At 38.1% G+C, this 25,619-nt stretch carries 27 protein-coding genes; 5 read left to right on the forward strand and 22 right to left on the reverse strand.

All coding sequences use genetic code 11. The features are described from left to right. Nucleotides 1-335: 335 nt before the first annotated feature. From R2S57_RS25380 to gldB, 3 genes are all read right to left on the reverse strand, one after another. Entirely contained in the window at nt 336-995 is a 660-nt protein-coding gene (locus R2S57_RS25380) for a M12 family metallopeptidase (RefSeq protein WP_316847758.1), read from the reverse strand. Between the two features lie 457 nt (nt 996-1,452). Next, entirely contained in the window at nt 1,453-2,223 is a 771-nt protein-coding gene (locus tag R2S57_RS25385; RefSeq protein ID WP_316847724.1) for a patatin-like phospholipase family protein, read from the reverse strand. A gap of 71 nt (nt 2,224-2,294) precedes the next feature. Beyond that, nucleotides 2,295-3,329 (reverse strand): gliding motility lipoprotein GldB, encoded by a 1,035-nt coding sequence (gldB, locus tag R2S57_RS25390; protein WP_316847725.1) that lies wholly within the window; start codon nt 3,327-3,329, stop codon nt 2,295-2,297. Between the two features lie 30 nt (nt 3,330-3,359). On the opposite strand from gldB, the gene R2S57_RS25395 reads away from it, so the two are divergent. Beyond that, the gene (locus tag R2S57_RS25395; RefSeq protein WP_316847726.1) at nt 3,360-4,043 is read left to right on the forward strand and encodes a porin family protein; all 684 of its coding nucleotides are present in this window, start codon (nt 3,360-3,362) and stop codon (nt 4,041-4,043) included. 121 nt (nt 4,044-4,164) lie between these two features. After that, nucleotides 4,165-5,805 carry an NAD+ synthase gene (locus R2S57_RS25400; protein WP_316847727.1) on the forward strand — a complete coding sequence of 547 codons (1,641 nt, stop codon included), beginning with the start codon at nt 4,165-4,167 and terminating at the stop codon, nt 5,803-5,805. A gap of 113 nt (nt 5,806-5,918) precedes the next feature. On the opposite strand, the gene R2S57_RS25405 is transcribed toward R2S57_RS25400, so the two are convergent. The 7 genes from R2S57_RS25405 to rsmI form a co-directional block, all read right to left on the reverse strand. After that, nucleotides 5,919-6,758, reverse strand: a complete 840-nt coding sequence (locus R2S57_RS25405) for a hypothetical protein (RefSeq protein WP_316847728.1) — start codon at nt 6,756-6,758, stop codon at nt 5,919-5,921. Nucleotides 6,759-6,900: 142 nt separating this feature from the next. Beyond that, complete coding sequence (locus R2S57_RS25410) at nt 6,901-7,320, reverse strand: OsmC family protein (protein WP_316847729.1); 420 nt, start codon at nt 7,318-7,320, stop codon at nt 6,901-6,903. 87 nt (nt 7,321-7,407) lie between these two features. Further along, nucleotides 7,408-7,926, reverse strand: coding sequence for a signal peptidase II (lspA, locus tag R2S57_RS25415; protein ID WP_316847730.1), 519 nt, complete (start codon nt 7,924-7,926; stop codon nt 7,408-7,410). Nucleotides 7,927-7,942: 16 nt separating this feature from the next. Beyond that, nucleotides 7,943-8,455 carry a hypothetical protein gene (locus R2S57_RS25420; protein WP_316847731.1) on the reverse strand — a complete coding sequence of 171 codons (513 nt, stop codon included), beginning with the start codon at nt 8,453-8,455 and terminating at the stop codon, nt 7,943-7,945. Continuing rightward, complete coding sequence (gene lnt / locus R2S57_RS25425) at nt 8,440-10,056, reverse strand: apolipoprotein N-acyltransferase (protein ID WP_316847732.1); 1,617 nt, start codon at nt 10,054-10,056, stop codon at nt 8,440-8,442. Before lnt ends, R2S57_RS25420 begins: the two co-directional genes overlap by 16 nt. A 104-nt stretch (nt 10,057-10,160) precedes the next feature. Next, nucleotides 10,161-10,814 (reverse strand): PH domain-containing protein, encoded by a 654-nt coding sequence (locus R2S57_RS25430; RefSeq protein ID WP_316847733.1) that lies wholly within the window; start codon nt 10,812-10,814, stop codon nt 10,161-10,163. A gap of 39 nt (nt 10,815-10,853) precedes the next feature. After that, the gene (rsmI, locus tag R2S57_RS25435; protein WP_316847734.1) at nt 10,854-11,567 is read right to left on the reverse strand and encodes a 16S rRNA (cytidine(1402)-2'-O)-methyltransferase; all 714 of its coding nucleotides are present in this window, start codon (nt 11,565-11,567) and stop codon (nt 10,854-10,856) included. 118 nt (nt 11,568-11,685) lie between these two features. Here rsmI and serS point away from each other — a divergent pair, with 118 nt between their 5' ends. After that, entirely contained in the window at nt 11,686-12,957 is a 1,272-nt protein-coding gene (gene serS / locus R2S57_RS25440; RefSeq protein WP_316847735.1) for a serine--tRNA ligase, read from the forward strand. 178 nt (nt 12,958-13,135) lie between these two features. Here the strand turns inward: serS and R2S57_RS25445 are convergent, their stop codons facing one another. The 6 genes from R2S57_RS25445 to R2S57_RS25470 all read right to left on the reverse strand — a co-directional run bounded on the left by R2S57_RS25445 (nt 13,136) and on the right by R2S57_RS25470 (nt 19,126). Next, nucleotides 13,136-13,450, reverse strand: a complete 315-nt coding sequence (locus R2S57_RS25445; protein WP_316847736.1) for a hypothetical protein — start codon at nt 13,448-13,450, stop codon at nt 13,136-13,138. 97 nt (nt 13,451-13,547) lie between these two features. Next, nucleotides 13,548-14,234: an SIMPL domain-containing protein gene (locus tag R2S57_RS25450; protein WP_316847737.1), complete on the reverse strand. Its 687-nt coding sequence runs from the start codon at nt 14,232-14,234 to the stop codon at nt 13,548-13,550. A 451-nt stretch (nt 14,235-14,685) separates the two neighbouring features. Continuing rightward, a complete protein-coding gene (locus R2S57_RS25455; RefSeq protein ID WP_029277369.1) occupies nt 14,686-15,138 on the reverse strand; it encodes a cold-shock protein in 453 nt (150 codons plus the stop codon). 670 nt (nt 15,139-15,808) lie between these two features. After that, nucleotides 15,809-16,348, reverse strand: coding sequence for a GNAT family N-acetyltransferase (locus R2S57_RS25460; protein ID WP_316847738.1), 540 nt, complete (start codon nt 16,346-16,348; stop codon nt 15,809-15,811). Between the two features lie 124 nt (nt 16,349-16,472). Continuing rightward, nucleotides 16,473-17,666, reverse strand: coding sequence for an enoyl-ACP reductase FabV (gene fabV, locus R2S57_RS25465; protein WP_316847739.1), 1,194 nt, complete (start codon nt 17,664-17,666; stop codon nt 16,473-16,475). 134 nt (nt 17,667-17,800) lie between these two features. Beyond that, complete coding sequence (locus R2S57_RS25470; protein WP_316847740.1) at nt 17,801-19,126, reverse strand: hypothetical protein; 1,326 nt, start codon at nt 19,124-19,126, stop codon at nt 17,801-17,803. Between the two features lie 134 nt (nt 19,127-19,260). Here R2S57_RS25470 and R2S57_RS25475 point away from each other — a divergent pair, with 134 nt between their 5' ends. Further along, the gene (locus R2S57_RS25475) at nt 19,261-19,968 is read left to right on the forward strand and encodes a DUF2490 domain-containing protein (RefSeq protein ID WP_316847741.1); all 708 of its coding nucleotides are present in this window, start codon (nt 19,261-19,263) and stop codon (nt 19,966-19,968) included. Between the two features lie 85 nt (nt 19,969-20,053). Beyond that, complete coding sequence (locus R2S57_RS25480) at nt 20,054-20,944, forward strand: hypothetical protein (protein ID WP_316847742.1); 891 nt, start codon at nt 20,054-20,056, stop codon at nt 20,942-20,944. 119 nt (nt 20,945-21,063) lie between these two features. Here the strand turns inward: R2S57_RS25480 and R2S57_RS25485 are convergent, their stop codons facing one another. The 6 genes from R2S57_RS25485 to R2S57_RS25510 all read right to left on the reverse strand — a co-directional run bounded on the left by R2S57_RS25485 (nt 21,064) and on the right by R2S57_RS25510 (nt 25,603). Further along, entirely contained in the window at nt 21,064-21,852 is a 789-nt protein-coding gene (locus tag R2S57_RS25485) for an aminoglycoside 6-adenylyltransferase (protein ID WP_316847743.1), read from the reverse strand. Continuing rightward, nucleotides 21,849-22,127, reverse strand: coding sequence for a hypothetical protein (locus R2S57_RS25490; protein ID WP_316847744.1), 279 nt, complete (start codon nt 22,125-22,127; stop codon nt 21,849-21,851). Before R2S57_RS25490 ends, R2S57_RS25485 begins: the two co-directional genes overlap by 4 nt. A gap of 80 nt (nt 22,128-22,207) precedes the next feature. Beyond that, complete coding sequence (locus R2S57_RS25495; RefSeq protein WP_316847745.1) at nt 22,208-22,654, reverse strand: DUF1572 family protein; 447 nt, start codon at nt 22,652-22,654, stop codon at nt 22,208-22,210. A gap of 9 nt (nt 22,655-22,663) precedes the next feature. Next, complete coding sequence (locus tag R2S57_RS25500) at nt 22,664-23,422, reverse strand: hypothetical protein (protein ID WP_316847746.1); 759 nt, start codon at nt 23,420-23,422, stop codon at nt 22,664-22,666. A 64-nt stretch (nt 23,423-23,486) separates the two neighbouring features. After that, a complete protein-coding gene (locus tag R2S57_RS25505) occupies nt 23,487-24,359 on the reverse strand; it encodes a DUF4261 domain-containing protein (protein WP_316847747.1) in 873 nt (290 codons plus the stop codon). A 512-nt stretch (nt 24,360-24,871) separates the two neighbouring features. After that, nucleotides 24,872-25,603: a head GIN domain-containing protein gene (locus R2S57_RS25510; RefSeq protein WP_316847748.1), complete on the reverse strand. Its 732-nt coding sequence runs from the start codon at nt 25,601-25,603 to the stop codon at nt 24,872-24,874. Nucleotides 25,604-25,619 lie beyond the last annotated feature (16 nt).

The following is a 25,619-nucleotide window of genomic DNA, read 5'->3' on the forward strand; positions in this document are numbered from 1 at the left end:
GAAAAAGAACAATAAGGTTGAAAAACATAAGTTAGTATTTAGGATAATTACCTCTGCATTTGCAAAGTATAATCCTAAAGTAAAATAATATTATATCAACACCAAGAAAAATGTAATATTTTTATTGCATAAGTGTATATTTTACACTTAATTGTTTGTAATAAATTGAAAAAATTATGTAGTTTAAATATTACATTTTGAAATAATATCAGTTAAGAATGAAATTTTAAAATTGATTCGGAAGATAACGGGCTATATAATAGAGAGAAAAAGGATTAAATAGGTTAGAATGCAAAGTACACCTAGTGGTAAATGATACCACCAGGTGTATTAGTTTATTTTTTAAATGGATAAACTGTGCGGATAAATGACTTATCGGTTGGTGATAATACGGTATTCCATCCTACCTCGTAGTCTCCAATTGTTAATTCTTCTGGAACAGAATAATGCATAATCGAACTTGGGTCATAAGCACTGTAATTGGTTTGCGAGATGTTTTCTTTTGCAAATAGGTAACTATCTACTTCTGCTTGAGTCCAATAGCCTGCATAATAAGCGTAAACAGCGGGTTTATCCCAAGGAATTTTATTCAAAGGGTGTTGGTGCTCGTGGATCAGTCCCAAAGCATGGCCAAATTCGTGTAAAACCGTGCGGCTAAATTCTGAGTCGTCTGTTTCTGATGTGAACCAACCATATTGCATTGTTGCACTATCCCTTGGTATATACTTCACATCTGTTCCCAGGTACGACCAGGATTTTCCATCTTCAATAAAACTTACCCTAATAGAAGCGGTTCGGTCATTGGTTACAAATTTGAATTTGATATTGGCATATTTTTCCCACTCTTTGGCATATTGAATCACTTTATTTCTAATGGCCAGAGTACTGCCATTTAAACTTACCTTAATTGTGCTTCCTGGTGCCCATTTTGTTTCTGTTAGGAGGGCGCCCCGTGGTGTGGTGCCATCTAAAGTTTTTTCCGTGCAGATCCTGATACTGCTAAGCCGGTTAGCAGCAGTTAATTCTGATTGTTATACATCTGAGCTTTCTGTTGGCCTTTCTTTCTTGCAAGAAAATAATACTGTTAATGCGAGAGCGGCAATCAAGGGTTTATTTAATTTTAAGAATTTCATGTTTTTTAGGCTTTTAGGTAAACATTATTGATCTGTATTTTGACGGGAAATCAAGTTAGAAGATCGTAAAAACATGAATTCTCCTTCTTTGAAAAAGAATGATGAGATTGAAAAACATGGACAGACGTTTAGGTTTATTCCCCTGCATTTTGCAAAGTATAATCCTAATGTAAAATAATATTACATGAACACCAAGAAAGATGTAATCTTTTTATCTCGATTTCGTATTTTTTATATGTATTGATTTGTAATGATTGATCTTATTTTTGTAGTTAAAATTCTACTTTTTTGAAGTTGAATATTTTGTGATCATAATAATTTATTTTGTGATCAATTCGGAGATTGTTGGACTGTTTTTGATGGTAATGAGGGCTTCCTCGTGTGCCAGCCAATAAATATCTTCCGCACGTTTCATATCGAAGGTGCTAATTGCCCCCAAACCTTTTGGTTCAATTAATACATTGCAAAATTTTGCTTTTCTTTCCATATCATGGTTGATCGACATTACGCCTGCTCGTCCCATTAAATTGGTAATACCGGTAATTTTATCAACAGGTTTAAGATGGTTACAGGAAGAGCCGATAATGAAATCGCAATCTGCCATTAAAGGTTCTACAGGGAAATTGTTTAAAATGCCACCATCTACATACATCTGTCCATCAATCATAATGGGTTTAAAAATACCAGGTATACAGCTCGAAGCATGGATCGCTCTAATTAAGGGACCTTTGGTAAAATAAACCAATCGGCCTTCACTAAAATTTACTGCAGCAATGGTTAAGGGTATTTTTAGTTTCTCAATCGTATCATCAGGAAAATATTCTTTTAAAATTAAAGAAGTATTTTCAATGTTAATCAAACCCAATGAACCTACAGCTGGCCTAACAAAACGCCATAGTTTGGTTTTAAGAAATATACTTAATCCTTCTTCAGGATCTATGCCTGCAGCAAAAAAGGCTCCGGCTATCGCTCCCGCACTGGTTCCACTAATGTGACTAAAGGTAATGCCTAAATTGCTAAAGGCCTTTAAAACGCCTAAATGCGCTATTCCCCTAATGCCTCCGCCTGATAATACAATGCCAACTTTCATAGATTTTAATTTGGGATGATTTTTTAAATTAGTGCTTCCCGACTTAGGACGGTGGACTCAAGACTGATAGACTACTTTTGTTGTTTCGGTTTATACTTTGATTGATTCAAAATTTTCTGTGCATCGTTATCGTCCATTAATTGCTGTAAAGTAATATCAGGGTGTGTTTTCATATATTTCCTTACAATTTGCCAACCCATCCATACACCCAATTTTGGTGCCGAATCTCTATTCTCGCCTAAACCAGGGGTAAAGGGACCTTCTGATAAAAATACCTGGATCTTTTGGTAATCGGTTTCATATAAATAGTTGTTCTCCAAAAAATATGCCCAGATATCACCTTCAAAATTTTGTGCCCAATCTAATTGTTGCTGCGTGTATCCTATTTTGGTAGAATCGGCCATATTTTCGGACAAAACCTGATCTAGAAAATATAAAACCTTTCCCTGGAAAATCATTTTAGACAGGAGCGTCCTATTTTCATCAGGTTCGGCAAAAAGCTCTTCATGTGCATAAGTTTCCGCTACACGCGGTACGATGTATTCGGGGGCAAATCTTCTCGAAAGATATAGGGGAACACTTTGTACAATGGCCCTGTAAAATTTGCTCTCTTTACCAAGGAACATATCCAAACCAATACCCAGGTAATTATCGCCAACCGGCATCTGGTAAGCAAAACCTGAAGCAAAGGAAATAAACTTCGGAATCTTAGCTTTTGGATAGTAATATTTAATGTATTTGAAGGTTTCGTTCAATCCCTCTTCCTGAGTTTTTAGGTTCGGGAAAACACTATCCACTTCTTTGGTTAAATCGGTATAAGCCTGATCGCGGTATAAATTGGCCAACGATTCGGTATTTGAATATTTGCTATCGAGGATCCGGTGGATAAAGTCATCGTAAAATGTGCCATACTGCGAGCTAAGCTGTTTATCCACTTCCGTAATATTCTTATTTTTACCGGAGAATAGCGCATTGTCAAATCTTTCGATTTTGATATTTACCTGTATATGACTAACATCGGGCCTATTGCTCTGCCTGCAGGAAATAAATATGATGGCAAAAAGAAAAATTAGATAAATTTGCCAGTGTTTTACGTTATACATCATGTAGAACAAATATATATAATCAGCTATAGCATGAAAAGAATATCGACCATTTTAATTTTGTCTCTTTTAAGTTTTGGCGCATGGGCGCAAAATTCTCCCTTAACCAGTTATGGTTTTAGGTTGGGCTTAACCGCTACACCAACCTTTGGGTGGATTAAACCGGAGCAGGGGAAAACCGATGGTGTTGCTTTGGGTTTCTCTTATGGACTGATCGGCGATTTTAACTTCGCCCCTAATTATAGTTTTGCTACCGCATTAACCATCACTACTATTAATGGTAAAAGTACTGAAGTAAATCCTTCTAATATTATTCCGATGGTACCTAATGGCACTAATTCAGGCGTTCCGGTAGCTTACGACTTAAAGTATAAACTTCAGTATTTAGACCTTCCTCTAACGGTTAAACTAAAAACGATAAAGGCGGATGGTAAACGCTGGTATGGTCAGTTTGGTCTGTCCAATTCGTTTCTTTTGAATGCAAAGCAAGATGCTGTAGCAAGTGGTACAAAAATAGAGGATACGAATATCTATGATTACACTAAGTTTTATCGTGCGGGATTAATTATTGGTGGCGGTGGCGAATTTGATGTTTCGGGTAATACCAGTATTGTTGCTGGTTTAACTTTTAACAATGGTTTCACTAATATTGTATCGGATAAAGGCAGAAACGTTAAAAACCACTACCTGGCACTTAATTTTGGCGTATTCTTTTAAGAAGGAATCTGTCTTGCTACTTGATATCCTTTACTTGATACTCGATACCCAATACTTGATACCCAATACTCGATACTTGCTACTCAATACTTGATACTACATACCCCTTGATACTACAAAAATGAAAATAGCGCTAGCACAACTCAATTATCACATTGGAAACTTTGAGGCCAACACTAAGAAAATAACCAAAAATATTCAATTGGCGAAAGATAAAGGCGCTGATTTGGTTGTTTTTGCCGAGCTGGCGATTTGTGGCTATCCGCCAAGGGACTTTTTAGAGTTTGATGAGTTTATTGTACTCTGCGAAAATGCTGTTCAGGAAATAGCCAAGCATTGTACCGATATTGCCTGCATTGTTGGTTTACCGATTAAAAACGAGGTATTACAGGGAAAGGATTTATTTAATGCAGCCTATTTTATTGAAGGTGGAAAAGTGAAGGCTACTGTTAAAAAGGCACTTTTACCTACTTACGATGTATTTGATGAATACCGTTATTTCGAGCCTGCCACACAGTTTGGCTGTATTGATTTTAAGGGTAAAAAAATTGCTTTGACCATTTGTGAGGATCTTTGGAATATTAACGATAATCCATTGTATGTTTCTAATCCGATGGATGAACTGATTAAAGAGCAGCCCGATGTGATGATCAATATTGCGGCATCGCCCTTCTCTTACACGCATGATGATGAACGTATAAAGGTACTGGCTGATAATGCAAAAAAATATCACCTGCCGGTATTTTATGTGAACCAGGTTGGTGCACAAACAGAAATTATTTTTGATGGAGGTTCGCTGGTTTTCGACGCAGATGGTGCAATGAAAGCCGAAATGAAATATTTTCAAGAAGATCTTCAGGTTTTCGATCTGGAAGAGGTTGAAAATGTACGGAATAAATATCCTCAATCGGAAAGAATGACTGATATTGAGCAGATCCACGACGCGCTGATTTTAGGCATTAAAGATTATTTCGGAAAATCAGGTTTCAGCAAAGCAGTTTTGGGCTTATCTGGCGGGATTGATTCCGCAGTAGTTTGTGCCTTGGCTTGCCGCGCTTTAGGAGCCGAAAATGTAATGGCGGTATTAATGCCCTCAAAATTTTCTTCCGACCATTCGGTTCAGGATGCTTTGGATCTGGTGAACAATATAGGCTGTATGCACGAAATTGTTCCGATTAAAGAAGTTGCCGAAGCTTTTGATCATATATTGGCTCCAGCATTTAAAGGTTTGCCTTTTAACCTTGCCGAAGAAAACATTCAGGCCCGCATCCGGGGTATTATCAATATGGCCATGAGCAATAAGTTTGGTTATATTCTACTCAATACCTCTAATAAAAGTGAGTGTGCGGTAGGTTATGGTACTTTATATGGCGATATGTGCGGCGCAATCGGTGTAATTGGTGATGTGTATAAGATGCAGGTATTTGAGTTGGCAAAATACATCAATAAAGAAAGGGAAATTATTCCAATCAATACCATTGTTAAACCACCATCGGCAGAATTGAGACCCGATCAAAAAGATTCAGATTCATTACCTGAATATGAAATTCTTGATAAAATATTATATCAGCACATCGAAAAGAAACAGGGTTCAAAAGGTATTATTGCCCAGGGTTTTGATGAAGCATTGGTACAGCGTATTTTGAAAATGGTTAATATCGCCGAATTTAAACGTTATCAAACCCCACCGATTTTAAGGGTATCGCCCAAAGCATTTGGCATGGGCAGAAGAATGCCGATAGTAGGGAAATATATGGCTTAGGCTGTTGAAAGGTTGTAATGTTTGAAAGTTGAGAGGTTGGGGGGAGCCCAATGGTTTAAATTGTTGGATTGTTCAATTGTTTTTATGAATTGAAAACTGTCAACTGAAACTATCTAGTCGGCTTTTAGTCTGGCTAATGCTAGTTTTTTTATGTCTGTTTCAGTATCGAAATTAGCAATATGAGTTAAGTTGGCCTGGTTATCCAATTTGCCAACAGCCAGTTTTCTTACTTCTTTGTCCTGGTCGAAACAAGCAATGTGAAATAAATTTGCTTGATTATTTAAGTTACCAACTGCAAGTTTCCTTACCGCTACATTATTGTCAAAACTGGCAATGTGAAATAGGTTAGCTTGGTTGTTTAGTTTGCCAACTGCAAGTTTTCTTACCTCTACATCAGTATCAAAACTAGCAATGTGAAATAGGTTTGCTTGATTGCCTAAGTTGCCAACAGCTAGTTTTCTTACCGCGACATCTGTATCAAAACTGGCAATATGAAAGAGATTTTCTTGATTATCTAAATTGCCAACTGCAAGTTTTCTTACCTCTACATCAGTATCAAAGCTGGCAATGTGAAATAAATTTTCTTGATTATTTAAGTTTGCAACAGCGAGCTTTCTAACCGCGGCATCGGTATCAAAGCTGGCAACATGGAATAAGCTTTCTTGATTATTTAATTTGCTAACGGCAAGTTTTCTTACGGCAATATCGGTATCAAAACTGGCTACATGAAATAAGTTTGCTTGATTGCTTAGCTTGCTAACGGCGAGTTTCCTTACTGCCACATCAGTATCGAAACTGGCAATATGAAATAAATCCTGCTCAGAAGCAGCATCCTCGATTTTAGTGTTTTCAACAGCAGCAACGGTACTAAATGTTCTTTCCTTTTTACTGCTAAAAGAGACACAACTGTTTAAGAGTAAAACAGTGCCTAGAAATAAGAGCGTTTTTTTCATGTTAACTTAGATGGAGAAACTAAGTTATACAATTAATCTTATATTTTTTTGCTGGAAATACAGATAAGCTATCGTGCTGAGGTAGAAAGGAGTGCGTGATGTTGCAGATGCTTCGTTCCCCAGCATGACAGAAAAAGATTATTTATGATGCTAAAGTAGCATCAACTGTAATGGTTGTATTTAATAATTTAGAGATTGGGCAGTTTTTTTCTGCATCAGCCACCAGTTCATCAAATTTCTCCTGGGTTAAGTTAGGTACAGAAGCTGTTAAAGTTAAGTGCGACTCTACAATTTCACCCTTAGAAGGATCAAGGTTGATTTCGCATTTCGTTTCTAATTTATCGGCTGTAAATCCTGCTTCAGTTAAATTAGCAGATAATTTCATCGTAAAACAGCCTGCATGTGCAGCAGCAATTAATTCTTCTGGATTAGTACCCACACCTTCTGCAAAACGAGAGTTAAAAGAATATTGAGTATTGTTTAAAGTAGTGCTCTGTGTAGTAATGTTACCATTACCTTCTTTAATAGAACCTTGCCATACGGCTGTTGCATTTCTTTTCATGTTGGGATTTTATTTTTGATTGTTTAACACCTAAAGATAAATATATGTTTGTTTAATGGCGGTAATTCTTTGTTAAGAAATCTGTAATTATTCTACTTCTTCTATTGGCTCTTCTTTTCGCATTTTACTTCTTAACGATTGAAAAAGCAATATGCCCACACCGATCATGATCGAAATGTCTGCAAAATTAAAAACCCCTGTTTGGAAGAGGTATAAGTCCATATGCATAAAATCAGTAACCGAACCATGTACAATCCGATCATAGAGATTACCTATGCCACCACCAATTAAGAAGCACAGTGCGATTTGCATGCTGCTCGGGAGGTTTCGTTTGGCGAAGAGGAAATATAAGCCATACCCTAAAAACAATAGCGGTAGGCCTGTTAAAATGATTAACCTAAAAATATAAGGCATATTGTCGCCAAGGCTTAAAAACGCGCCACTATTTTCAACTTTAGTTAAGGTAAAACGGTCTTTAATAATGCTGATGTGTTCGTAATCGCTGATCTTGTTCCTTACAATGTTTTTTGATACCTGATCGCATCCGATATTGAGTGCAAGTATAATAAGGAGTATAAACCAACTAAAGTTTTTATGGTATTTCATTTGTGTAAGCTAAGATTTATTGAGGAACGAATTCCGTATTCGGGATAACCAGTTTACTGCTGATCTCGGGTATTAATTTTCGGAGTGAGGCTTCCTGGCTTTTCTCTGCATTTATAAAATACCAGTTTTTGCCACCATCGTACGACATGCACAATAGGTTACTTTTTACGGCAAGCTTTTTCCCGTTTATTTCGGCAGTCGCAAATTGTGGAATGATGCATTGATAGTTTTGGCCAGTCTTTACAACATCAGAGGGTTTGCCAAGCTTAACATTCTTAAATGAAAAGCCGCTTGCTGTTAACGCCTCAATACTTTTTCGTAAATTTGCCTCTGCCGATTTTACGCCACCCATGGTTTGAGCTACTTTAGGATGGGTGCGTTTTAATAAGGTTTTATAATCGGATTTACTATACGCAATCAACATCGCATTGGCCTGGTTGTTCAGGCTATCTAAATAAACCTGTGCATAGGTATTTGTGCCCCCGAAAATGATCAGCAGTAATAGCAATATCTTTATTTTTTGACCCATTTTCTGTAAGGTATAATTAAAGATAATATAACGGCTAAAAAGCTGAATAGTTTTGCAATGATATCGCCGCTCTTCACATAAAACGTAATCTCGTCGTTTAGGTTGACGTTGCCTTTAATAGCCGTTCTTGTCCACCATTTGGTGCTTTGCGTTACATCACCACGTTGATTAATGAAACAGGAGATCCCGGTATTTGCAGAACGGGCAACATCACGATGTGTTTCAATGGCCCTGAGTTTGGCATACATCATGTGCTGGTCTTTGCCTGAGGTATTTCCCCACCAGGCATCGTTTGTGATCACGGCAATAAATTGAGCACCATCTTTAACCGATTGGCCAATCCAATCGCCCCAAAGACTTTCATAACAAATTACCGGTGCAACTCCGATTCCACTCTGCGCATAAAGCACATCCGGTTTTTCCTGCCAGCCCCATCCGTCAACAGCACCTCCCAATTGGGCAAAAACGCCATCTAAAAATGAAAATACTTTTGGGAAAGGCATTTTTTCTACCCCAGGTACCAACTTGGATTTATGATAAAACCGAACATCAGCAGAGTTTTCGATCTGCATGGCGGTGTTGAAATGATCAACGTAAAGGTTTGCCCGCGGATCGTATCGCGCAGAAAGTGTTTTTTTGTCGGGATAGATTTTAATGCTTTCTATTCCGGTAATCAATGTGCCGTTTTTATATTTACTGATAAAGTTTTGTAAGGTACCAAAAGTTGCTGTTTCGCGGATCCGATCTTCGTTGTCGTAACTTGGTATAGCTGTTTCCGGCCAGATAAAATATTCGGTGTTGGTTTGCCCGACCGAATCTGATAAATGTGTTAAGATTTTAACCTGCTCTAAAGGGGGAATATTTTCCAGCTTTTGATAAGGATCTATATTGGGTTGAACCACCACTACGTTACTTGGCGTGCCTTTTTGTTCGGCGGTAAAGTATTTTGTTAAAGAAATGCTGATGGGGATAATCACGACCAAAAACCAGATTCCTGCAGTTCTAAACCTTAAGTAACCCGTTTGTGATTTAAATTTTTTGTAAGCTTCAAATGCTAAAATATTGCTTGCCAAAATCCATAATGAACCTCCGTAAATGCCTGTGTAATCGTACCATTGTGCCAGTTGGTGCATTCCGGCCAGGCCGTTTCCTAAAGTCATCCAGGGGAAAGCCAGATCCCAGGTTTGCTGTAGATATTCTAAAGCGATATAAAAGGCAATCAATCCAAGGTAAGCGATCTTTTTATTTACGTATTTACCCAGGCGATAATATAGCCAGAAGGCAAAAGTCATTAACAGTGCACCTAATCCATAAGGAATTAAGCAAACAGGTATCGCAACCAAAGGGCCATTATAAGCGCTTATGGCATTATACACCCAATAAATGGATGCCGTATTCCAAACCAGAAAGGTTATGCCTGCTGTTAAGAAAATTCTTTTTCCCTGTTTCTTTGTCGTATTGCCCGAAATAGCATCAAGAGCGATGAATAAAGGCACCAAACCGATCAGCAATAATGGCGTGGCAAAGGGCATTGGTGGCCAGGCTAGCCAAAGTAAAAATGCACTTAAGAGGGCGAGGAGGTAAGTTTGTTTCTTGTTCATTTTAAGTGCTGGCGCAATATTGCCATCCTGAGCCTGTCGAAGGACTAATTAACTATAATCTGGCGTTTCGACAGGCTCAACGTGACAATTGGAGGAAATTAGTTCTACAAACTATCTAAAATATTTGCTTTTTTGGCTTCGTATTCTTCCTGGGTAATCAAGTGTTTATCGTACAAAGTTTTAAGCTTACGCAATTTTAAAGTGGTTTCATCCTCTGGTTCTTCTACTACTTCAGCAATCTGGATAACCGGTTGTACTGGCTCGGGAGTGGGTTCGTAAGCTGGGATTTCGGCAAGTGGTTGTGCATTTAAATTAATAGGCGAGGCTGTTGCACGGTTTTCTTCCAACTTTTGTTGACGGAGCACTTCTTTATACTCTTCTAACTGTTGGTTAGCTGCCTGGTGCAATTTACGCGCCTGCACTTTAGGGATAAATTCGGTTACGATGTTTTCGCCATGTTGTGGTACACAGATAAATTTAGAACCAAAAAATTCTTCTTTGAAAGAAACTTCTTTAATGCTTTTCCATGAAATATCTTTAAAGTTCATGGTTAAACCTAAGTTACCGGGCTCGCAATAAAAAATCCGTTTGTTAGAAATCGCGATGCTATCTGGTAACAAGTTTACTGCAGGTTTTTTCTGTACCGCTAAATATAAAAGCTCTTCACCCGTGGTTAAGAGGTCGTTTAATTTTCCAATAACTTTTTCAACCGCCTTAGGGTCTTGTTCGTCACTTAGAAATCTATCTATGCTAATCATAATATTTTTAAAATTGATGTGTTGTTTATGTTTTTGATGTTACGCTTCGGCATCATCATATTTGTTTTTGCTTTTAATGTTGGGCTTCCCCGCTATGCAAATTACAAATTCTCCTTTTAAAGTATTGTTTTCAAAATGTGATTTTATTTCTACCAAAGTGCCGCGAACGGTTTCTTCGAACATCTTGGTCAGCTCCCTACTTACTGATGCCTGCCTGTCGGCCCCTAAATACTGTGCAAACTCCTCTAAAGTTTTTAATAAACGGTGTGGACTTTCATAAAGTATGATGGTGCGGTCTTCTTCGGCTAACTTTTTAAATTTTGTTTGCCGGCCTTTTTTTACCGGTAAAAAACCTTCAAAACAAAATGCATCTGCAGGTAAGCCTGAATTAACCAAAGCAGGTACAAAAGCCGTTGCTCCTGGTAAACATTCTACTGCGATATCATTTTTAATCGCCTCGCGTACCAGAAAGAAACCTGGATCTGAAATGGCTGGTGTTCCTGCATCAGAAATCAAGGCAATTTTTTGTCCTTCATTTAAAAACTTAATGATCTCTGAAGTGGCCTTATGTTCATTGTGCTGATGGTGCGAAAAAACTCTTTTATCGATGCCGAAATGTTTAAGCATTGGCGCACTGGTACGGGTATCTTCGGCCAGTATTAAATCACATTCTTTTAATATACGGATTGCCCTAAAGGTCATATCCTCCAAATTGCCTATCGGCGTTGGTACGAGAAATAGTTTGCCATCCATATTTTTCTGTGTCCGTCATTGCGAGGGAGGAACGACGAAGCAATCTTTTTATGGAGAGATTGCCGCACTGCGTTCGCAATGACGACTTAATTATTATCTTTGCTTAAAAAATTAAATAATGCTGCAAGTTAACTATATCCGCGAAAATAGAGAGAAAGTTTTAGAACGTTTAAGTATCCGTAATTTTAAACAGCCAGAACTGGTAGATGAAATCATCAAAATTGATGAGGACCGCCGTTCTACACAAACTTCCCTGGATAGTATTTCTGCTGAAGCGAATGCAGCTGCCAAACAAATTGGCGATTTAATGCGCACAGGTAAAAAAGAAGAAGCCGAAGCAATTAAAGCACAAACTGCTTCTCATAAAGAAAATATTAAAAACCTGAGCGATAAACTGAATGAGTTGGAAACAGCGCAGCATAATTTAATCGTTCAGTTGCCGAACTTACCTTATCATTTGGTAAAACAGGGGTCTACTGCTGAAGAAAACGAGGTGGTGCTAACACATGGTGAACCTGCTCAGTTACCAACCAAGGCTTTACCACACTGGGAACTGGCTGCAAAATATGATATCATCGATTTCGAACTGGGTGTGAAAATTACCGGTGCTGGTTTCCCGGTTTACAAAGGAAAAGGAGCAAAGTTACAGCGTGCATTGATCAATTTCTTTTTAGATCACGCTACTGATGCAGGTTACAAGGAAATGCAGGTGCCTCATTTGGTTAATGCAGCTTCGGGCTTTGGTACCGGACAATTGCCGGATAAAGAAGGACAGATGTACCACTCAACGGTAGATGATTTATATTTAATCCCTACCGCCGAAGTTCCGGTAACCAATTTGTACCGCGATGTAATTGTTAAGGAAGAAGAGTTGCCGATTAAAAATACAGCTTATACCCCTTGTTTCCGTAGAGAAGCAGGCTCATATGGCGCTCATGTACGTGGCTTAAACCGTTTACACCAGTTTGATAAGGTTGAAGTGGTGCAAATTACGCACCCAGATCAATCGTACGAGACTTTAGAAGACATGAGCAAATATGTGCAGTCTTTATTACAGGAACTGGGCTTACATTACCGTGTTTTACGCTTATGCGGTGGCGATATGGGTTTTACCTCTGCCATGACTTATGATATGGAGGTTTGGAGTGCTGCGCAAGAGCGCTGGTTAGAAGTATCTTCTGTATCAAACTTCGAAACGTATCAAAGTAACCGTTTAAAGCTGCGTTTTAAAGGAAAAGAAGGCAAAGCACAATTGGCGCATTCGTTAAACGGTAGTGCATTGGCTTTACCGCGTATTGTAGCTTCTATTTTAGAAAACTACCAAACAGAAGATGGCATTAAAATTCCGGAAGCTCTGGTGAAGTATACAGGATTTGATATTATTGATTAAACCTCACCCTATTATAGCAACTGCTTAGGCTTCTGTCTTTGCATCCCTCTCCTGCAGGAAAGGGAAAGCACAGACACTACATATTCTCCACCCATTGAAAAGGGTGAGGGCATAAAAAAAGCTTTGCAGTAATGCAAAGCTTTTTGTTTTTTATAGATAGATGAGTTTTCTGTATTGATTATAAAATCAAGATCAATAATAAAATGATGATGATAATTGCACCAACTGAAAGGTAAACACCTCCAGAAACTGCACGGGCCTGGCCTTTTAATTCTCTTAACTCGCTACGTAAAGCTTTACGTTCTGCTCTTGTTAAGTTCGATTTGTCCATGTCTCTGATTTCTTCAACACGGGTTTTAATTCTTTCCAGTTTTACTGTCTGTTCTGCAGTTAATTCTGTTGGGTTTTTCGCAGGTTTATCAGCTGCCTGAGCTGAATTAAAACTAATGCCTAAAGCAAAAATCAAGGCTAACGTGTAGATGAATTTTTTCATAATATCTAATTTTTTAGTGTTCGACCTCTACCTAACAAAAAACCTACCAAAATGTTCTGGTAGGTTCTAAAAAGCATTAATTTAACGGTTAAAATTTTTATTTGATCTCGAAAATGGCATTTACCGTAAAACTCAGCTTAATTTTCTTGAAATCAATTTCTGGTGCTCCAGCGGCATCGGCCATTTCAGCTTTCATTGCATAATTTCTGTAAACCGGTTGTATCACATTGTCTCCACCATCTTGTATCTCAATTACGCCACCCAATTTATCACCTAAAGCCTCTACCATATAAGCTGCTTTCTCTTTTGCAGCCAATAAAGCTTTAACTTTAAGCTCTTTTTTTAAGGTTTCAATTTTAGAGTAATCGTAGCTTTCGATATTGGTGTTGGCAATCCCTTTGGCATCTATCGATTCTAATATCGCATTGAATTTGTTTAGATCGCTCACTTTTAAACGGTACTGTTTGCTGGCCAGGAAATCAGGGTTTTTCTTTTTCTCGGTGGCATAGTTCCAGCTGCTTAGATTGCTGATGGTTAAATTTTCCTTTGCAATACGTGCTGTTTGTACCGCAGCAAACAATTGTTTCTCCAATTCGGTAATGTCTACTTTTTTCTTTCCGTTTAAGTATTCTTTAAGCGATATGCCGATATAAATAATATCGGGTGTAACTTCTGTTTCTGCAGTTCCGCTAACATTAATTTTTCTGCGTAAATCTACTTGTTGAGCCATCGCTGACGATAAACCTAAAAATGCAACCAGTGCAAGTGCTATTAACTTTTTCATAGTGTTATTTTCTTTGTGTGTACTGTAATGATGTAAACCCTGCACAAATTCCACACCGAGATTGTATATTTTTTTATTTTTCCAATAGAAAAATCAGGGTAAACACACATAATGAAACAGTTAGGAAGATTTAAAGAGTTGATAAATTAATATTGTTTAACAAGAATTTATCAACTCTTGATGGAGGTTGGAAACTATAATAGAAAAGTACACAAATTAAATAGTCAGTTGATAAGGAAATCATGATCCCCGTTAGGATGCTCATTTCTAATCATGAATAAATTAATTGTGGGGTTGATTTCTTCTTTTCAGAAGAAAATTATGCGCAAGGTTTTATGCTTAAATAGACGGAATTATATATGGTTATAAAACCTAGCGCAGCAGAATTTTCTGCAGAATTTTAATCATGTTTTGCAATTAGGAATTGCAAAAAGAATTGAATTGTGGTTGTTTAAACCTTTGATACTTTAACAGCAGTTGGTCCTTTTTGGCCCATTTCTACCTCGAACGTCACTTTATCACCCTCTTTAATCTGAGTGATCAAACCATTTGCATGAACGAAAATACTATCTTGAGTTTCGGTGTTTTTAATAAAGCCGTAACCTTTACTGTCGTTAAAGAAAGTAACTGTTCCTTTTTTAACAGGATTTTCGTCGATGATATCTTCTTGTCTAGAAATACCGATTTGAATATCTTCAGTGTTGATTACTTTCTTTTTCTTCGGATCTGGTGGGGTAGACGAAATGTTTCCGTTTTCATCAACATAAGCCATCATATCTTCAAGAGCTAAACCTTTTTTGGCATTCGCCTGGCGCTCTTCTTTTTTCTCTTGTTTGTCTTTTTGTTTTTTTAATCGTTTTTTTTCGTTCTCTTTTTTACTGTATGTTGCCTGAGATTTAGCCATATTTTATTTAATTGTTTTTGTTTTGAAAGGTGAGTGGAATGGAGAATTATACAAAGATAACAATACTAAAGCATAAATACGATTTATTCGGTTATGCTCTTGTTATTTAGATCTGAATGGCAAAGGATGGTTGCCACAGAAATTTGGAGAATTTTAGCCACAGAAGCACAGATTAACACGGAATTAAATCTTTTTTCTAGTTAAGTACCTGTAAACAACCGTTCTCTTTTTTAACCACAGATAAAGAGGATGAACACAGATAATTCAAAGTTATTTGGCCACGGAAGCACAGATTAGCACGGAATTAAATCTTTTATCAAGTGTCAGTGCCTATCAGTCAATTGTTTTTTTAACCACAGATAAAGAAAATGAACACAGATAATTCAAAATTATTTGGCCACGGAAGCACAGATTAGCACGGAATTAAATCTTTTTCTAGTTTCAGTGCCTATCAGTCAATTGTTTTTTTAACCACAGATAAAGCAGATGAACACAGATAATTCAAAGTTATTTAGTCACGGAAGCACAGATTAGCACGGAAAATTTTTTCTTGATTTCAGAATTCCTATGGCAACTGTTTTATTACATTTTACCACAGATCATAAAACAACATCTGTGTTTATCCCCGCCTGATCCGGCTGGACAGGTGTGTAAATCTGTGGTTAAAGCCTTATGATACCTTCTCTGTCCATTTTGCTTTATCAATCTGGTATACAAAATTCCACTTTACGGGCTCACCATAATAGGCTACCTCAATTTCGGAAATTTTAACCGCGCCTAATTTTTCAGAAGCTTTTTGCGACCGGAAGTTGGTTGCGCCAATATGTAAGATTACATGATCAACAAATTGAAAGGCATAATCGAGCATTAATGTTTTTAGTGCTTTGTTGTGTCCTTTTCCCCAGAAATCGCGGCCAATAAAGGTATAACCAACCGCAACTGAACTTGCTGCTTCATCTAATTCGTAGTACCTGGAGCTGCCCACAACTTTATTGGTATGCTTTTCATAAACGATAAAAGCACCCTTCGATTCCATTGCGCCTTTAAAGAAATTTTCGAAAACTTCTCTTTTGTAACGGTCTTTATTGGGATGTTGCTCCCATATCAGTGGGTCGGAGGCCACGGCGAATAGTGCTTCAAAATCTTCTTCTTTTAGCGGAACTACTTTAATCAAATTGTTTTCTAAGGTAGGCTGTAAATCGAAATTCATAGGGTTTTGGTATAAAAACGGCTGGCTATAGGGCCAGCCGATTACTATTAATTATTAGATTTCTCCATTCCGCCTTGCTCCAGTCGAAATGACGATGGAGGTTCAGGGTGACGTTCTTATTAGGTTAGTTTACTAAACCTTCAATTTCTACTACTTCCTGAGCATCTTTCTGATAATCTACTTTGTCGATTTCAAAACCGAACAAGCTTAAGAAATCAGATCGGTAACCTGGTAAATCGCCTATGGCAGGTAAAGTTTCGGTAGTGGCTTCTTTCCACAGTTCGGCCACTTTAGCCTGAATATCTTCGCGCATTTCCCAATCATCAATTCTGATTCTTCCTTTTTCATCAACAGGAACTGAATTTCCGGTGTATAAACGTTCTGCATACAAACGTTGGATCTGCTCAATTGTTCCTTCGTGCACGCCTTCAGCTTTCATTACTTTATATAACAATGAAATGTATAAAGGGATTACCGGAATAGCAGAACTTGCCTGTGTAACCAATGCTTTATTTACGGATACATAAGCTTTGCCATTTATATCTTTTAATTTATCGGCTATTGTAAACGCAGTTGCTTCTAAATCATCTTTAGCCCTGCCAATGGTTCCTTTACGGTATACCGGTTCGGTTAAAGCTGGGCCGATGTACGAATAGGCTACTGTTGTTGCACCTTCGGCAAGCAGGTTTTCAGCTTTAAGGGCATCAATCCACATCGACCAGTCTTCGCCACCCATTACGGCAACAGTGTTTACAATATCTTCTTCTGTGGCAGGCTCGATCGAAATCTCAGTTACGTTACCCGTGTGGAAATCAACAGTTTTATTGGTATATGTTCCACCGATAGGTTTTAAGGTTGAACGGTGTAAAACCTCTGTATCAGGATGTTTCCTTACAGGAGAAGCTAAGCTATAGATTACCAAATCAATCTGGCCTAAATCTGCTTTGATTGTTGCTAAAGTTCTCTCTTTAATTTCTTTAGAGAATGCATCGCCATTTATACTTTTTGCATATAAACCGGCTGCATGTGCTTCTTTTTCGAAAGCCGCACTATTGTACCAGCCTGGTGATGCTGTTTTACCTTCAGAAGGTGCCTTTTCGAAAAATACGCCAATTGTAGCAGCTCCAGATCCATAAGCAGCAGCAATGCGGGATGCTAAACCAAAACCGGTTGAAGCCCCAATTACCAATACTTTTTTAGGACCATCTATAGCTCCTTTAGATTTTACATATTCAATTTGATTCTTTACGTTTTGCGCGCAACCATCAGGGTGTGCCGTTAAACAGATAAAGCCCCTCATTCTAGGTTCGATAATCATTTTTGTTCTATTTTACGTTTTGTAATGTTAAATAAGGGCAATTTAAGATGTCTTAATGCCCAAATCTTTAACGAAGATAAATTTTTAATCGCTTAACGTTAAATGAAATTTAAATAATAAGCTTTTACATTTGTTTAATTCGTTTTAGCGCTAAATTCTATATTTAGAATATTGTCTCTTTTCATATCGGTATCCAGATAAACTATCCGGGTTTTATCGCCATAGTAAATGCAAAGCACAGCTGTGTTTGGTGGGACACTCCCTAAATTATCTGCTCGAAACAATAAAGTGTTTTTGCCTGGTTGCAATGTTAGATAAAACCGCCTGGATGTTTTTTTAACTGCAATTTTTTGATGGACCCATTCTTCATTAAGCTTTAAAGAGACACTATCTCCATCTTCTACCTGGCCATCCCAAATTTCAAGTTCTATTTGCTTATTTTCAACTTGCATATTTGCAATAACATCTGGGTTTCTGTCTAAGTGTTTTTCTGAAGCAATTTTTTTCTTTTGTATTTCTACAGGCTTGTTGCTTATGGATTGATTCTCCGATAGTTTAGGTTTTGAATATGCTCGGTAAAGCTTAGCCACCAGGAAAGTTGCAAAAGCATTTGAGCGGTTTGAAAAATCAAAACTATACATGTTTTCGCTTGTTTTAACAATCAAATTTCCAGTATTTGGCGGCTTGCGACCATAATTATCTGCAAAAAGTGCAAGCGTATTCATTCCTGTATCTAAGTGTAACTGATGGCTAAATTTTTTCTCATCAATGGCATGTTTGTTTAAAATCGTCCTGCCATTTTGAATCAGTGTTATGGTGTCTGCATCTATAAGCTCTTCATCCTGTATGGCCAGGGTAACAACGCTGTCCTTTGTGGTAATTGGATCGTAAATGCCATAATAAATATTATTCTTTCCCGTTGGGGCCACTATCCTTGGAATATGAGGATCTGTCCAGGGCGTTGAATTTGTTTTAATTAAGGTAATCTTCTCACGATATAAAAGATCCCTCATATTTACTTTTGAGCTTTCGTAAATTTCATCGCCCTCATCTAAACCCCGCATAAAAAGTCCAAAGTTATCGATCCACATCCGTTGCAAACTCAATTGTGCTTGTCCGGTTTTGGATTTACTCAGCGTAAGTACGCCATTTAGGTAGGGCATCCACTGTTTAATCTTAAAAGGGGTTTCTATTATTGGGTACTTATTTCGACCAATGCCCAGTTGGGTACTATTTTTTTGAGCAAGTAAGAGCTCATAACTAAATATAAAATCACCATTTGTAATTTTTAAGTTGGCCGGATAAAGCATCTTATCAGTTGCTTTGCCAATATTCATTTGCATATTAATTGGTAAAGCTGTTGGATAAGGACGATATTCAAAATTCCAGGTGCCCTCAAAGTTCTGAGCTTTTGCTCCAGTCAAAATCATGAGTAACAGAATCCCTAAAAGAAAACGCATTTGATTTCAATGAATTAAAACTTAAAGATAAAAGTATAACATCTTTTTTGAGGATTAATTTAAAGTTAAATGATTTGCTTTGTTCATTTTTCTTTTAATTTAGCGGCACACAGATAAAACCGGTTTATCTTTTTATGAAAAAAATACTATTCTCTGCCCTGGTGCTGATCATCGTGGCATCTGGAAAACTTTATGCGCAAACCCAACACCAGAATTCGGGTTGGTTTATGTTTTTAAACAATACTAAGTTTAACGATAAATGGGGACTGCAGTTCGATGTTCAAGTCCGTTCGGGTGATGATTGGGGTTATGTAAGAAATACCCTGGTGCGCCCGGCGATACAATATTTTATTAATAACAAACATAATGTAGCCTTGGGATATCTGTGGCAAACTACGGATATGCATCTGATTGGCACCAGTCAGAATCTGTTTCACGAACACCGTATTTTCGAACAATATATTTATAGCCATAAAATAGAATCGGTTTTTGCCAGTCATAGGTTTAGGGTAGAACAACGTTTTATCGGTCGTGCAGGCGAAGATGTGTTTTCGCAACGTTTCCGTTATTTTGTGCGGCTGATCCAGCCCTTGCAAAAAAAACAGCCGGCTTTTACCAAGGGACCATTTGTGGCTTTGCAGAATGAGGTGTTTTTAAATCTTCAGAATAAAGATAAAATTAACAATAGTGTTTTCGATCAGAACAGGTTGTACCTGGCAGCGGGTTACCGTTTTTCGAAACAGTTCGATCTGGAAGCGGGTTATATGAACCAGGCCAGCAAAGGGCTAACGAGCAATACTGTAAATAACATTATTCAACTGGCGGTTTATACACGGTTTTAATGTTTTAAAGTCATTTTTTTTACAACAACTCTAGCAAAATGTTAAAGTTGTTGTAATTGACTGGTCTTTTTGCTCAATTTGCCGCGTGAAAAGATTTACCATTCTATTTTTAGCACTCTTGTTCGGCAAGCGGATGCAAGCGCAAGAGATTCAAACGTCTTCAGTTGATCATACGCCAACCTCAAAAAGTTTATTTAATCCGGAACACAAAAGAAATTTTTCGCGTAAAGGCGATTTCTTTTTCCATTGGGGTTATAACAGTTCGTGGTATGGCAAAAGCGATATCAGGTTTCAAGGACCTAATTACGACTTTACCCTGAAAGATGTGGTTGCACATGATAGACAATCGAAATTGAGCTGGGCTTATTTAAATCCTGGTTTGATCACCGTACCACAATATAACATCAGGTTAGGTTATTTTATCAAAGATAATTACAGTATTTCCATCGGTTGGGACCACATGAAATATGTGATGGATATCCCACAAACCGTTGCCATTACCGGCCATATCGGTCCTAATATAACACCCGAAAACGTTGCAACAGGAGCTTTAGCCGGAGATTATAACGGCCAAAACATTAATGTTAAGGAAAGTATGTTAACTTATGAGCATACGGATGGTTTTAATTATGCCAATATTGAGATAGAGCGTTACGATGATATCTGGGTAGCACCAGGGGGCAATACTTCTTTAACTTTAGAAACCGGTTTGGGTGGCGGAATAATGGTGCCACGCTCTGATGTACGTTTATTTGGTTTGGGCCGTAACAACCACTGGAATATTTCGGGTTATGGTGTTTCTGCTAAAATTGGTCTTAAGTTTTATGTTTGGAAAAATGTTTACTTACAGAATACCACTAAGTTTGGGGCCACCAATTTAACGAATGTACATACCACAGGCTGGGATGAATATGACCATGCCAGTCAGAAGATTAACTACATTGAAAATATGTGGCTGATCGGGGTTCAGTTTTAAAAAGATGCGAAGGAGGCTTAAGCCTCCTTTTTTGTTTAGAGATCATTAAATTGCCACGCCCGCCTGAACGGCAGGGCAGGGAAACACGGAAGGCACGGAATGTTATATAGCCTAATTTGTCATTCCGAGTAGCCATTTTTTATCTTTACTAAATATTGCATTACCGCACTTTCTGCTTTATTGTTCTGCTTAATATAATCAGTATACAATTCATTTCTTAGTTTTTTATAAACATCAATCGCATTTTCCAACGAAGCAATTAACGATGTTTTATTGTATTCGGCTATGGTGCTTTTAAGGAGGTTAAAATCTTCGAGAGGGAGCTGTGTTTCTACTTTGCGTACACCGCGCGGCAGATTGTTATTTTTGATATGCAGCAAAGGGCCAAATACCACCATTCTTAAAAAGCCGAAAAAATCTAAAGCTTCCAGGTATTCGCCCCGGCCGATTTTTAAAAGGGTATAATGTATCCAGGTCCAAAAGCGATCTTCAATCCATTGGTAATCGGGGTAGGGGAATCTGGCTTCGGTTTGATCGAGGATTTTCTGAAGCTGCTGATCTTTGTCGATTAATAATATTGGGTTTTCTACCCTTTGGGCAAACTCATTAAGGGTTAAAAACTTAAGGTCAACATGTAGTAATGGATTATCGTAAAGGCATATCAATACGCGGGGTTCGCCAACGTGTTCGCCTGTAAAGGCAGAAATCAGATCGCCAAGGCGATGGGCATATCGGCGCATTTCTGATTGATCAGCTGATACTTTTTCTTTGGTCACCAGGATGAGATCGAGATCTGAAAACTCGTCGATCTCATTGCTCAGCCAGGAACCGCCAACGGCCAGGCCGATAATGGATTCATCGGTTTTTAATATTTCGGTTGCCTGTTGAGCAAAGATTTGTGGTATCATGGGTGATTTGATTGTCTTTTATCAAATTTACATTTAAGTGTTATGATTACAAATGAAGAAATTAGGGCTAGTAAGGTGTCAAAAAGTAAGTTAATGGGTTTAAAGCCAAAGTTTTGATAACAATTATCGCACTTTCCGGAAAAGCCATCGAAGAAGGTAAAAGGGAAACCATATCGGTCAAAACCGTCAGATGCAGCCTCTAGCTTTAATGTTGCTAAAGTAGAAATGATGAGTAACAAGACGATCAGGTATAGGATAGCTTTTATGGTTTTCATTTTACAGGCGACTTATTTTTAAAAAGATTGCTTCACTCTTGCGCTCGGTCTCATGCTCCTGTTCGCAATGACGAATGGAATTAAGCATCCAACAATCTTCTGTGGTAATTGATCTGCCCCAAATGGTAAGTTAAATGTGTAGTGAGGTGAACCAGAAAAAATTCGGTTGATGTTTTTTCCTGGAATACCAATAACGGATATTCGCCCTCAATCTGTTCAGCGGTAACTTTATCTAGCGTATCGTTCACTACAGTTATGGTTGCGTCGATCATATTAATAAGTTGCTGCTGCGGAATATCTTTTAACGAAAACTCCAGTTCGCGGTTGCGGATGTAGCTGGTTCCGCCCAAAGTAGCGCCAATATAGGTGTTCAGGTTTCCGATAAGGTGCAAACAAAGATTACCGGCGGAGTTTGCGATTTCCTTATTTATAAGCCATAGGTTCGATTCGATTTTGTAGGCTTCGATTTCGGATTTTAATTTGTTAAGATCCCGACTGAAAAGTTTTTTTAAGGTTTCGGTAAGCATAAACGGATTTTAAGGAGTCAAATTTTTTGCTGGCTGGGATAAGATTTCCTTCCCTGCTTTACTAATGACCAATAATGCAGGTGGCGAATTTTTCTCAGCCATTACGGTAATGAAACAGGTATAGCTATAATCGCCACTTTTAAATTGATAGTTGTGGTTTCCACCGCTACCATCGGGCGTCCATTTGCCTTTGGTGATCAACAATGAAGGTTTATCGCTCATTTTACTTTTTATTGGCCAGGAGGCGTAACGGTAATTGTTGTTGCCCAAATCATCAATCCTGACCCTGTATTGAGCGGTTTCGAAAACTAAAACGGGTTGTATAAAGTTGCTGATCGATGGATGTAGTTTACTTTTGTCGGTATTAGTCAACCTGGCCTGTTCTTTCGCTTCGAGCCTGGATTGGTGGTTTACCGCAATGAGCTTGCCATCGGTATCGAGCCATAATTCGCCGTTTAAGAGCATAATGCCCCGCCAGCCAACATCACTCCAATCTGTTGATGCTTTAGAGCCAATGATCTTTTTGATCAGGTCGTCATCAAAAACCTCCTGATACCTTTTTATAAATTCCTGTTTGTTTTTAATCGGCGGGATAGGGTATGTGCGGTTTAAAGGATATTTGATTTTGTTGCTCAGCTTTTCTACCGAACCACTTTTAACTGAGGTAATAAAAGTATTTACAACAGGCAGATATTTTTTATCAAGCGTTTGGCTGTAAGCGAAGCTGATATGGAATAGTAAAAGGATTGCTATTAATTGTTTTTTCATGGTAAGGGATGTTGGTAAGCGAAGGTAAATGAGAAACTTAATTTTACTGCTTTGGGATAAATATTTAATTTGGCATTACATTTACTACGATTCTCTCAGGGGCGACAAGCGAAAACTGCTTCTCACATTTCCATTTTGAACCGGCTTTTAGTCCCTCAAGCGTATTTCCGTCTACGATAACATCACCAAATTCATAGACATAGTAGGCGTATGTCCATAATAGATTTGCCACTTCATTTTCATTGGCTGTCGAGAACCGGATTTGAAAATCGGGCAATCCAATGATATGAAGCCCTACAGTATCCATTAATAGTTCTTTGTGATCTTTATCGTTGCTCACATTGTATAAGCGCACATTACAAATTGCACTTAATGTTTGTATTTTATCGGTATCCCAAATGTTAATGATATCGACGGGGTTTAATATTTTTTGTGCTGGAGAGGAATAAACTGCATTTGGTTGAGTTGCCTTGATCACCGCCACTAAAAAATCCATAAATATATTTAGCCGTTCTTTATAGGGTAAGGTTCTCGACATTAAATCTGTGAGCAATATTTCATAAGTGCAGCTTTTAGCAATCTGGTTGGCTTCGGGCCAATGCCAGTTTTGTTGAAAAGCGGCATCTGGCAGTTCCACCTCGGATTTATCTGGATCAGGTATCATAATGGTGCATTGTGCCGGAACTGTTGCATCAGTGAAACTAATGGTGTGATCGGGGAATGAAAAAATAAAAGTGTTTTCTGAGAAGGAATGTTCAACTTTTGCATAAAATTTTTTTACCTCCGCTAAAACCTGATTGCTATCAAGGTTTGGTTTATCAAGGAATAAAAGCTTTGCAGTAAGCAGTTCAGGGAAATTCTCCAATGGATCGTTTTCTGTTGCTTGTGTATTCTCTTCTGTAATGTTTTTCTTTTTAAATAAGTTGGATAAACCCATGACTTGATACACTTTTTAGTGACTAGCGTTCTTGTAATAATGTGGTTTAAATATACAAATGAATATAAAGCGATATCAAATTATATCAGAATTTCTTTAACATTTTGAAGGATTTCTTTTTCCGGCCTGCGTAACTAAACCCGATAAAATGGAAAGCCCGGAGCTCCAGTTTTTCACTGGGGCGAGGACTTGGAATGATAGCGGGGCTGAAAACCGCCAAGTATTACTGCACGCCCATTTCTAAATCACGAAATAAATTTGTTTTTTTATGGAGCGCAATGCCTGTACACCACAATAAATTTCTTCCCGTTTTTCGCGTGTACGCTTCGCCTCCTCGTAACCTCGTTGCTGCAGGGTACTGCTTCAACCAAGGCTAGCAGGCCGGGGCAGAGGGGATGAAGACGGCTAAGTGCAGGGAGTTATTGTTTGTGAAGATACGACCCATTGCAGAAGTCAAAAAAAAAACACCTGTAAGAAATTACAGATGTTTTTTTAGTTAAAAAGATATTATTTTATACTTTTCTTACACCACCAGAACCGATAACTGTTTTATCGATACTTGGATTGCCAGAATAATTGATGTTTCCTGATCCGCTGATCACTGCTCTAATGCTTTCGCTTACGGCAATATTTACGGTTCCTGAACCGCTAATGGTACTGTTTAAGGTTTTTGTAGAAAAAGATTTACCGCTAAAGGTACCTGAACTGCTGATCACCACTTTTGCATGGTCTGCACCGCCGGTGATGTTTATCGCGCCAGATCCGCTGATTACACCACTGTAGTTGTCTACATCTGCTGTTGCTTTAATACTGCCCGAACCGCTTATGGTAGTGGTTAGGCTTCCTGTGCTGATTTTTCCATTAACAGTTAAAGTTCCCTCTCCGCTTACCGTTAAGCTGGCCAGCTCTTTCGCGGTTACATAGGCGGTAATTTTTTTGCCTTCGTATTTTCTAGACCAACTGGTGATGCTGGTTTGTGGACGGATAACCAGCACATTACCCTTTACTTCGGTTACGATTGAAGCAATTGCTTCTGCATCGCCTTCTAAACGGCAACTTTCGGTGTTGCCTAAAGTTACGATGATGTTGATCGGACCTGCTCCAGCAACACCATTAAAGTTTTTAACCTCGCGGTCGTCGCTTTTGCTTCTTGAATTGTTGATGCTGATCTTATCTTTTGCAATTACGTTATAACTTGAGGTTAATGTTAATGATGCCAATAATATTGCAAATACTTTTTTCATGATTATAGATTTTATT

The organism is Pedobacter psychrodurus (genome assembly GCF_032678585.1).
GTDB classification, from domain to species: domain Bacteria; phylum Bacteroidota; class Bacteroidia; order Sphingobacteriales; family Sphingobacteriaceae; genus Pedobacter; species Pedobacter psychrodurus_A.

Coding starts and splice junctions, on each gene's coding strand:
- R2S57_RS25385 (WP_316847724.1), bottom strand. CDS start 2,223: ATGAAAGTTGGCATTGTATTATCAGGCGGAGGCATTAGGGGAATAGCG.
- gldB (WP_316847725.1), bottom strand. CDS start 3,329: ATGATGTATAACGTAAAACACTGGCAAATTTATCTAATTTTTCTTTTT.
- R2S57_RS25395 (WP_316847726.1), top strand. CDS start 3,360: ATGAAAAGAATATCGACCATTTTAATTTTGTCTCTTTTAAGTTTTGGC.
- R2S57_RS25400 (WP_316847727.1), top strand. CDS start 4,165: ATGAAAATAGCGCTAGCACAACTCAATTATCACATTGGAAACTTTGAG.
- R2S57_RS25405 (WP_316847728.1), bottom strand. CDS start 6,758: ATGAAAAAAACGCTCTTATTTCTAGGCACTGTTTTACTCTTAAACAGT.
- R2S57_RS25410 (WP_316847729.1), bottom strand. CDS start 7,320: ATGAAAAGAAATGCAACAGCCGTATGGCAAGGTTCTATTAAAGAAGGT.
- lspA (WP_316847730.1), bottom strand. CDS start 7,926: ATGAAATACCATAAAAACTTTAGTTGGTTTATACTCCTTATTATACTT.
- R2S57_RS25420 (WP_316847731.1), bottom strand. CDS start 8,455: ATGGGTCAAAAAATAAAGATATTGCTATTACTGCTGATCATTTTCGGG.
- lnt (WP_316847732.1), bottom strand. CDS start 10,056: ATGAACAAGAAACAAACTTACCTCCTCGCCCTCTTAAGTGCATTTTTA.
- R2S57_RS25430 (WP_316847733.1), bottom strand. CDS start 10,814: ATGATTAGCATAGATAGATTTCTAAGTGACGAACAAGACCCTAAGGCG.
- rsmI (WP_316847734.1), bottom strand. CDS start 11,567: ATGGATGGCAAACTATTTCTCGTACCAACGCCGATAGGCAATTTGGAG.
- serS (WP_316847735.1), top strand. CDS start 11,686: ATGCTGCAAGTTAACTATATCCGCGAAAATAGAGAGAAAGTTTTAGAA.
- R2S57_RS25445 (WP_316847736.1), bottom strand. CDS start 13,450: ATGAAAAAATTCATCTACACGTTAGCCTTGATTTTTGCTTTAGGCATT.
- R2S57_RS25450 (WP_316847737.1), bottom strand. CDS start 14,234: ATGAAAAAGTTAATAGCACTTGCACTGGTTGCATTTTTAGGTTTATCG.
- R2S57_RS25455 (WP_029277369.1), bottom strand. CDS start 15,138: ATGGCTAAATCTCAGGCAACATACAGTAAAAAAGAGAACGAAAAAAAA.
- R2S57_RS25460 (WP_316847738.1), bottom strand. CDS start 16,348: ATGAATTTCGATTTACAGCCTACCTTAGAAAACAATTTGATTAAAGTA.
- fabV (WP_316847739.1), bottom strand. CDS start 17,666: ATGATTATCGAACCTAGAATGAGGGGCTTTATCTGTTTAACGGCACAC.
- R2S57_RS25470 (WP_316847740.1), bottom strand. CDS start 19,126: ATGCGTTTTCTTTTAGGGATTCTGTTACTCATGATTTTGACTGGAGCA.
- R2S57_RS25475 (WP_316847741.1), top strand. CDS start 19,261: ATGAAAAAAATACTATTCTCTGCCCTGGTGCTGATCATCGTGGCATCT.
- R2S57_RS25485 (WP_316847743.1), bottom strand. CDS start 21,852: ATGATACCACAAATCTTTGCTCAACAGGCAACCGAAATATTAAAAACC.
- R2S57_RS25490 (WP_316847744.1), bottom strand. CDS start 22,127: ATGAAAACCATAAAAGCTATCCTATACCTGATCGTCTTGTTACTCATC.
- R2S57_RS25495 (WP_316847745.1), bottom strand. CDS start 22,654: ATGCTTACCGAAACCTTAAAAAAACTTTTCAGTCGGGATCTTAACAAA.
- R2S57_RS25500 (WP_316847746.1), bottom strand. CDS start 23,422: ATGAAAAAACAATTAATAGCAATCCTTTTACTATTCCATATCAGCTTC.
- R2S57_RS25505 (WP_316847747.1), bottom strand. CDS start 24,359: ATGGGTTTATCCAACTTATTTAAAAAGAAAAACATTACAGAAGAGAAT.
- R2S57_RS25510 (WP_316847748.1), bottom strand. CDS start 25,603: ATGAAAAAAGTATTTGCAATATTATTGGCATCATTAACATTAACCTCA.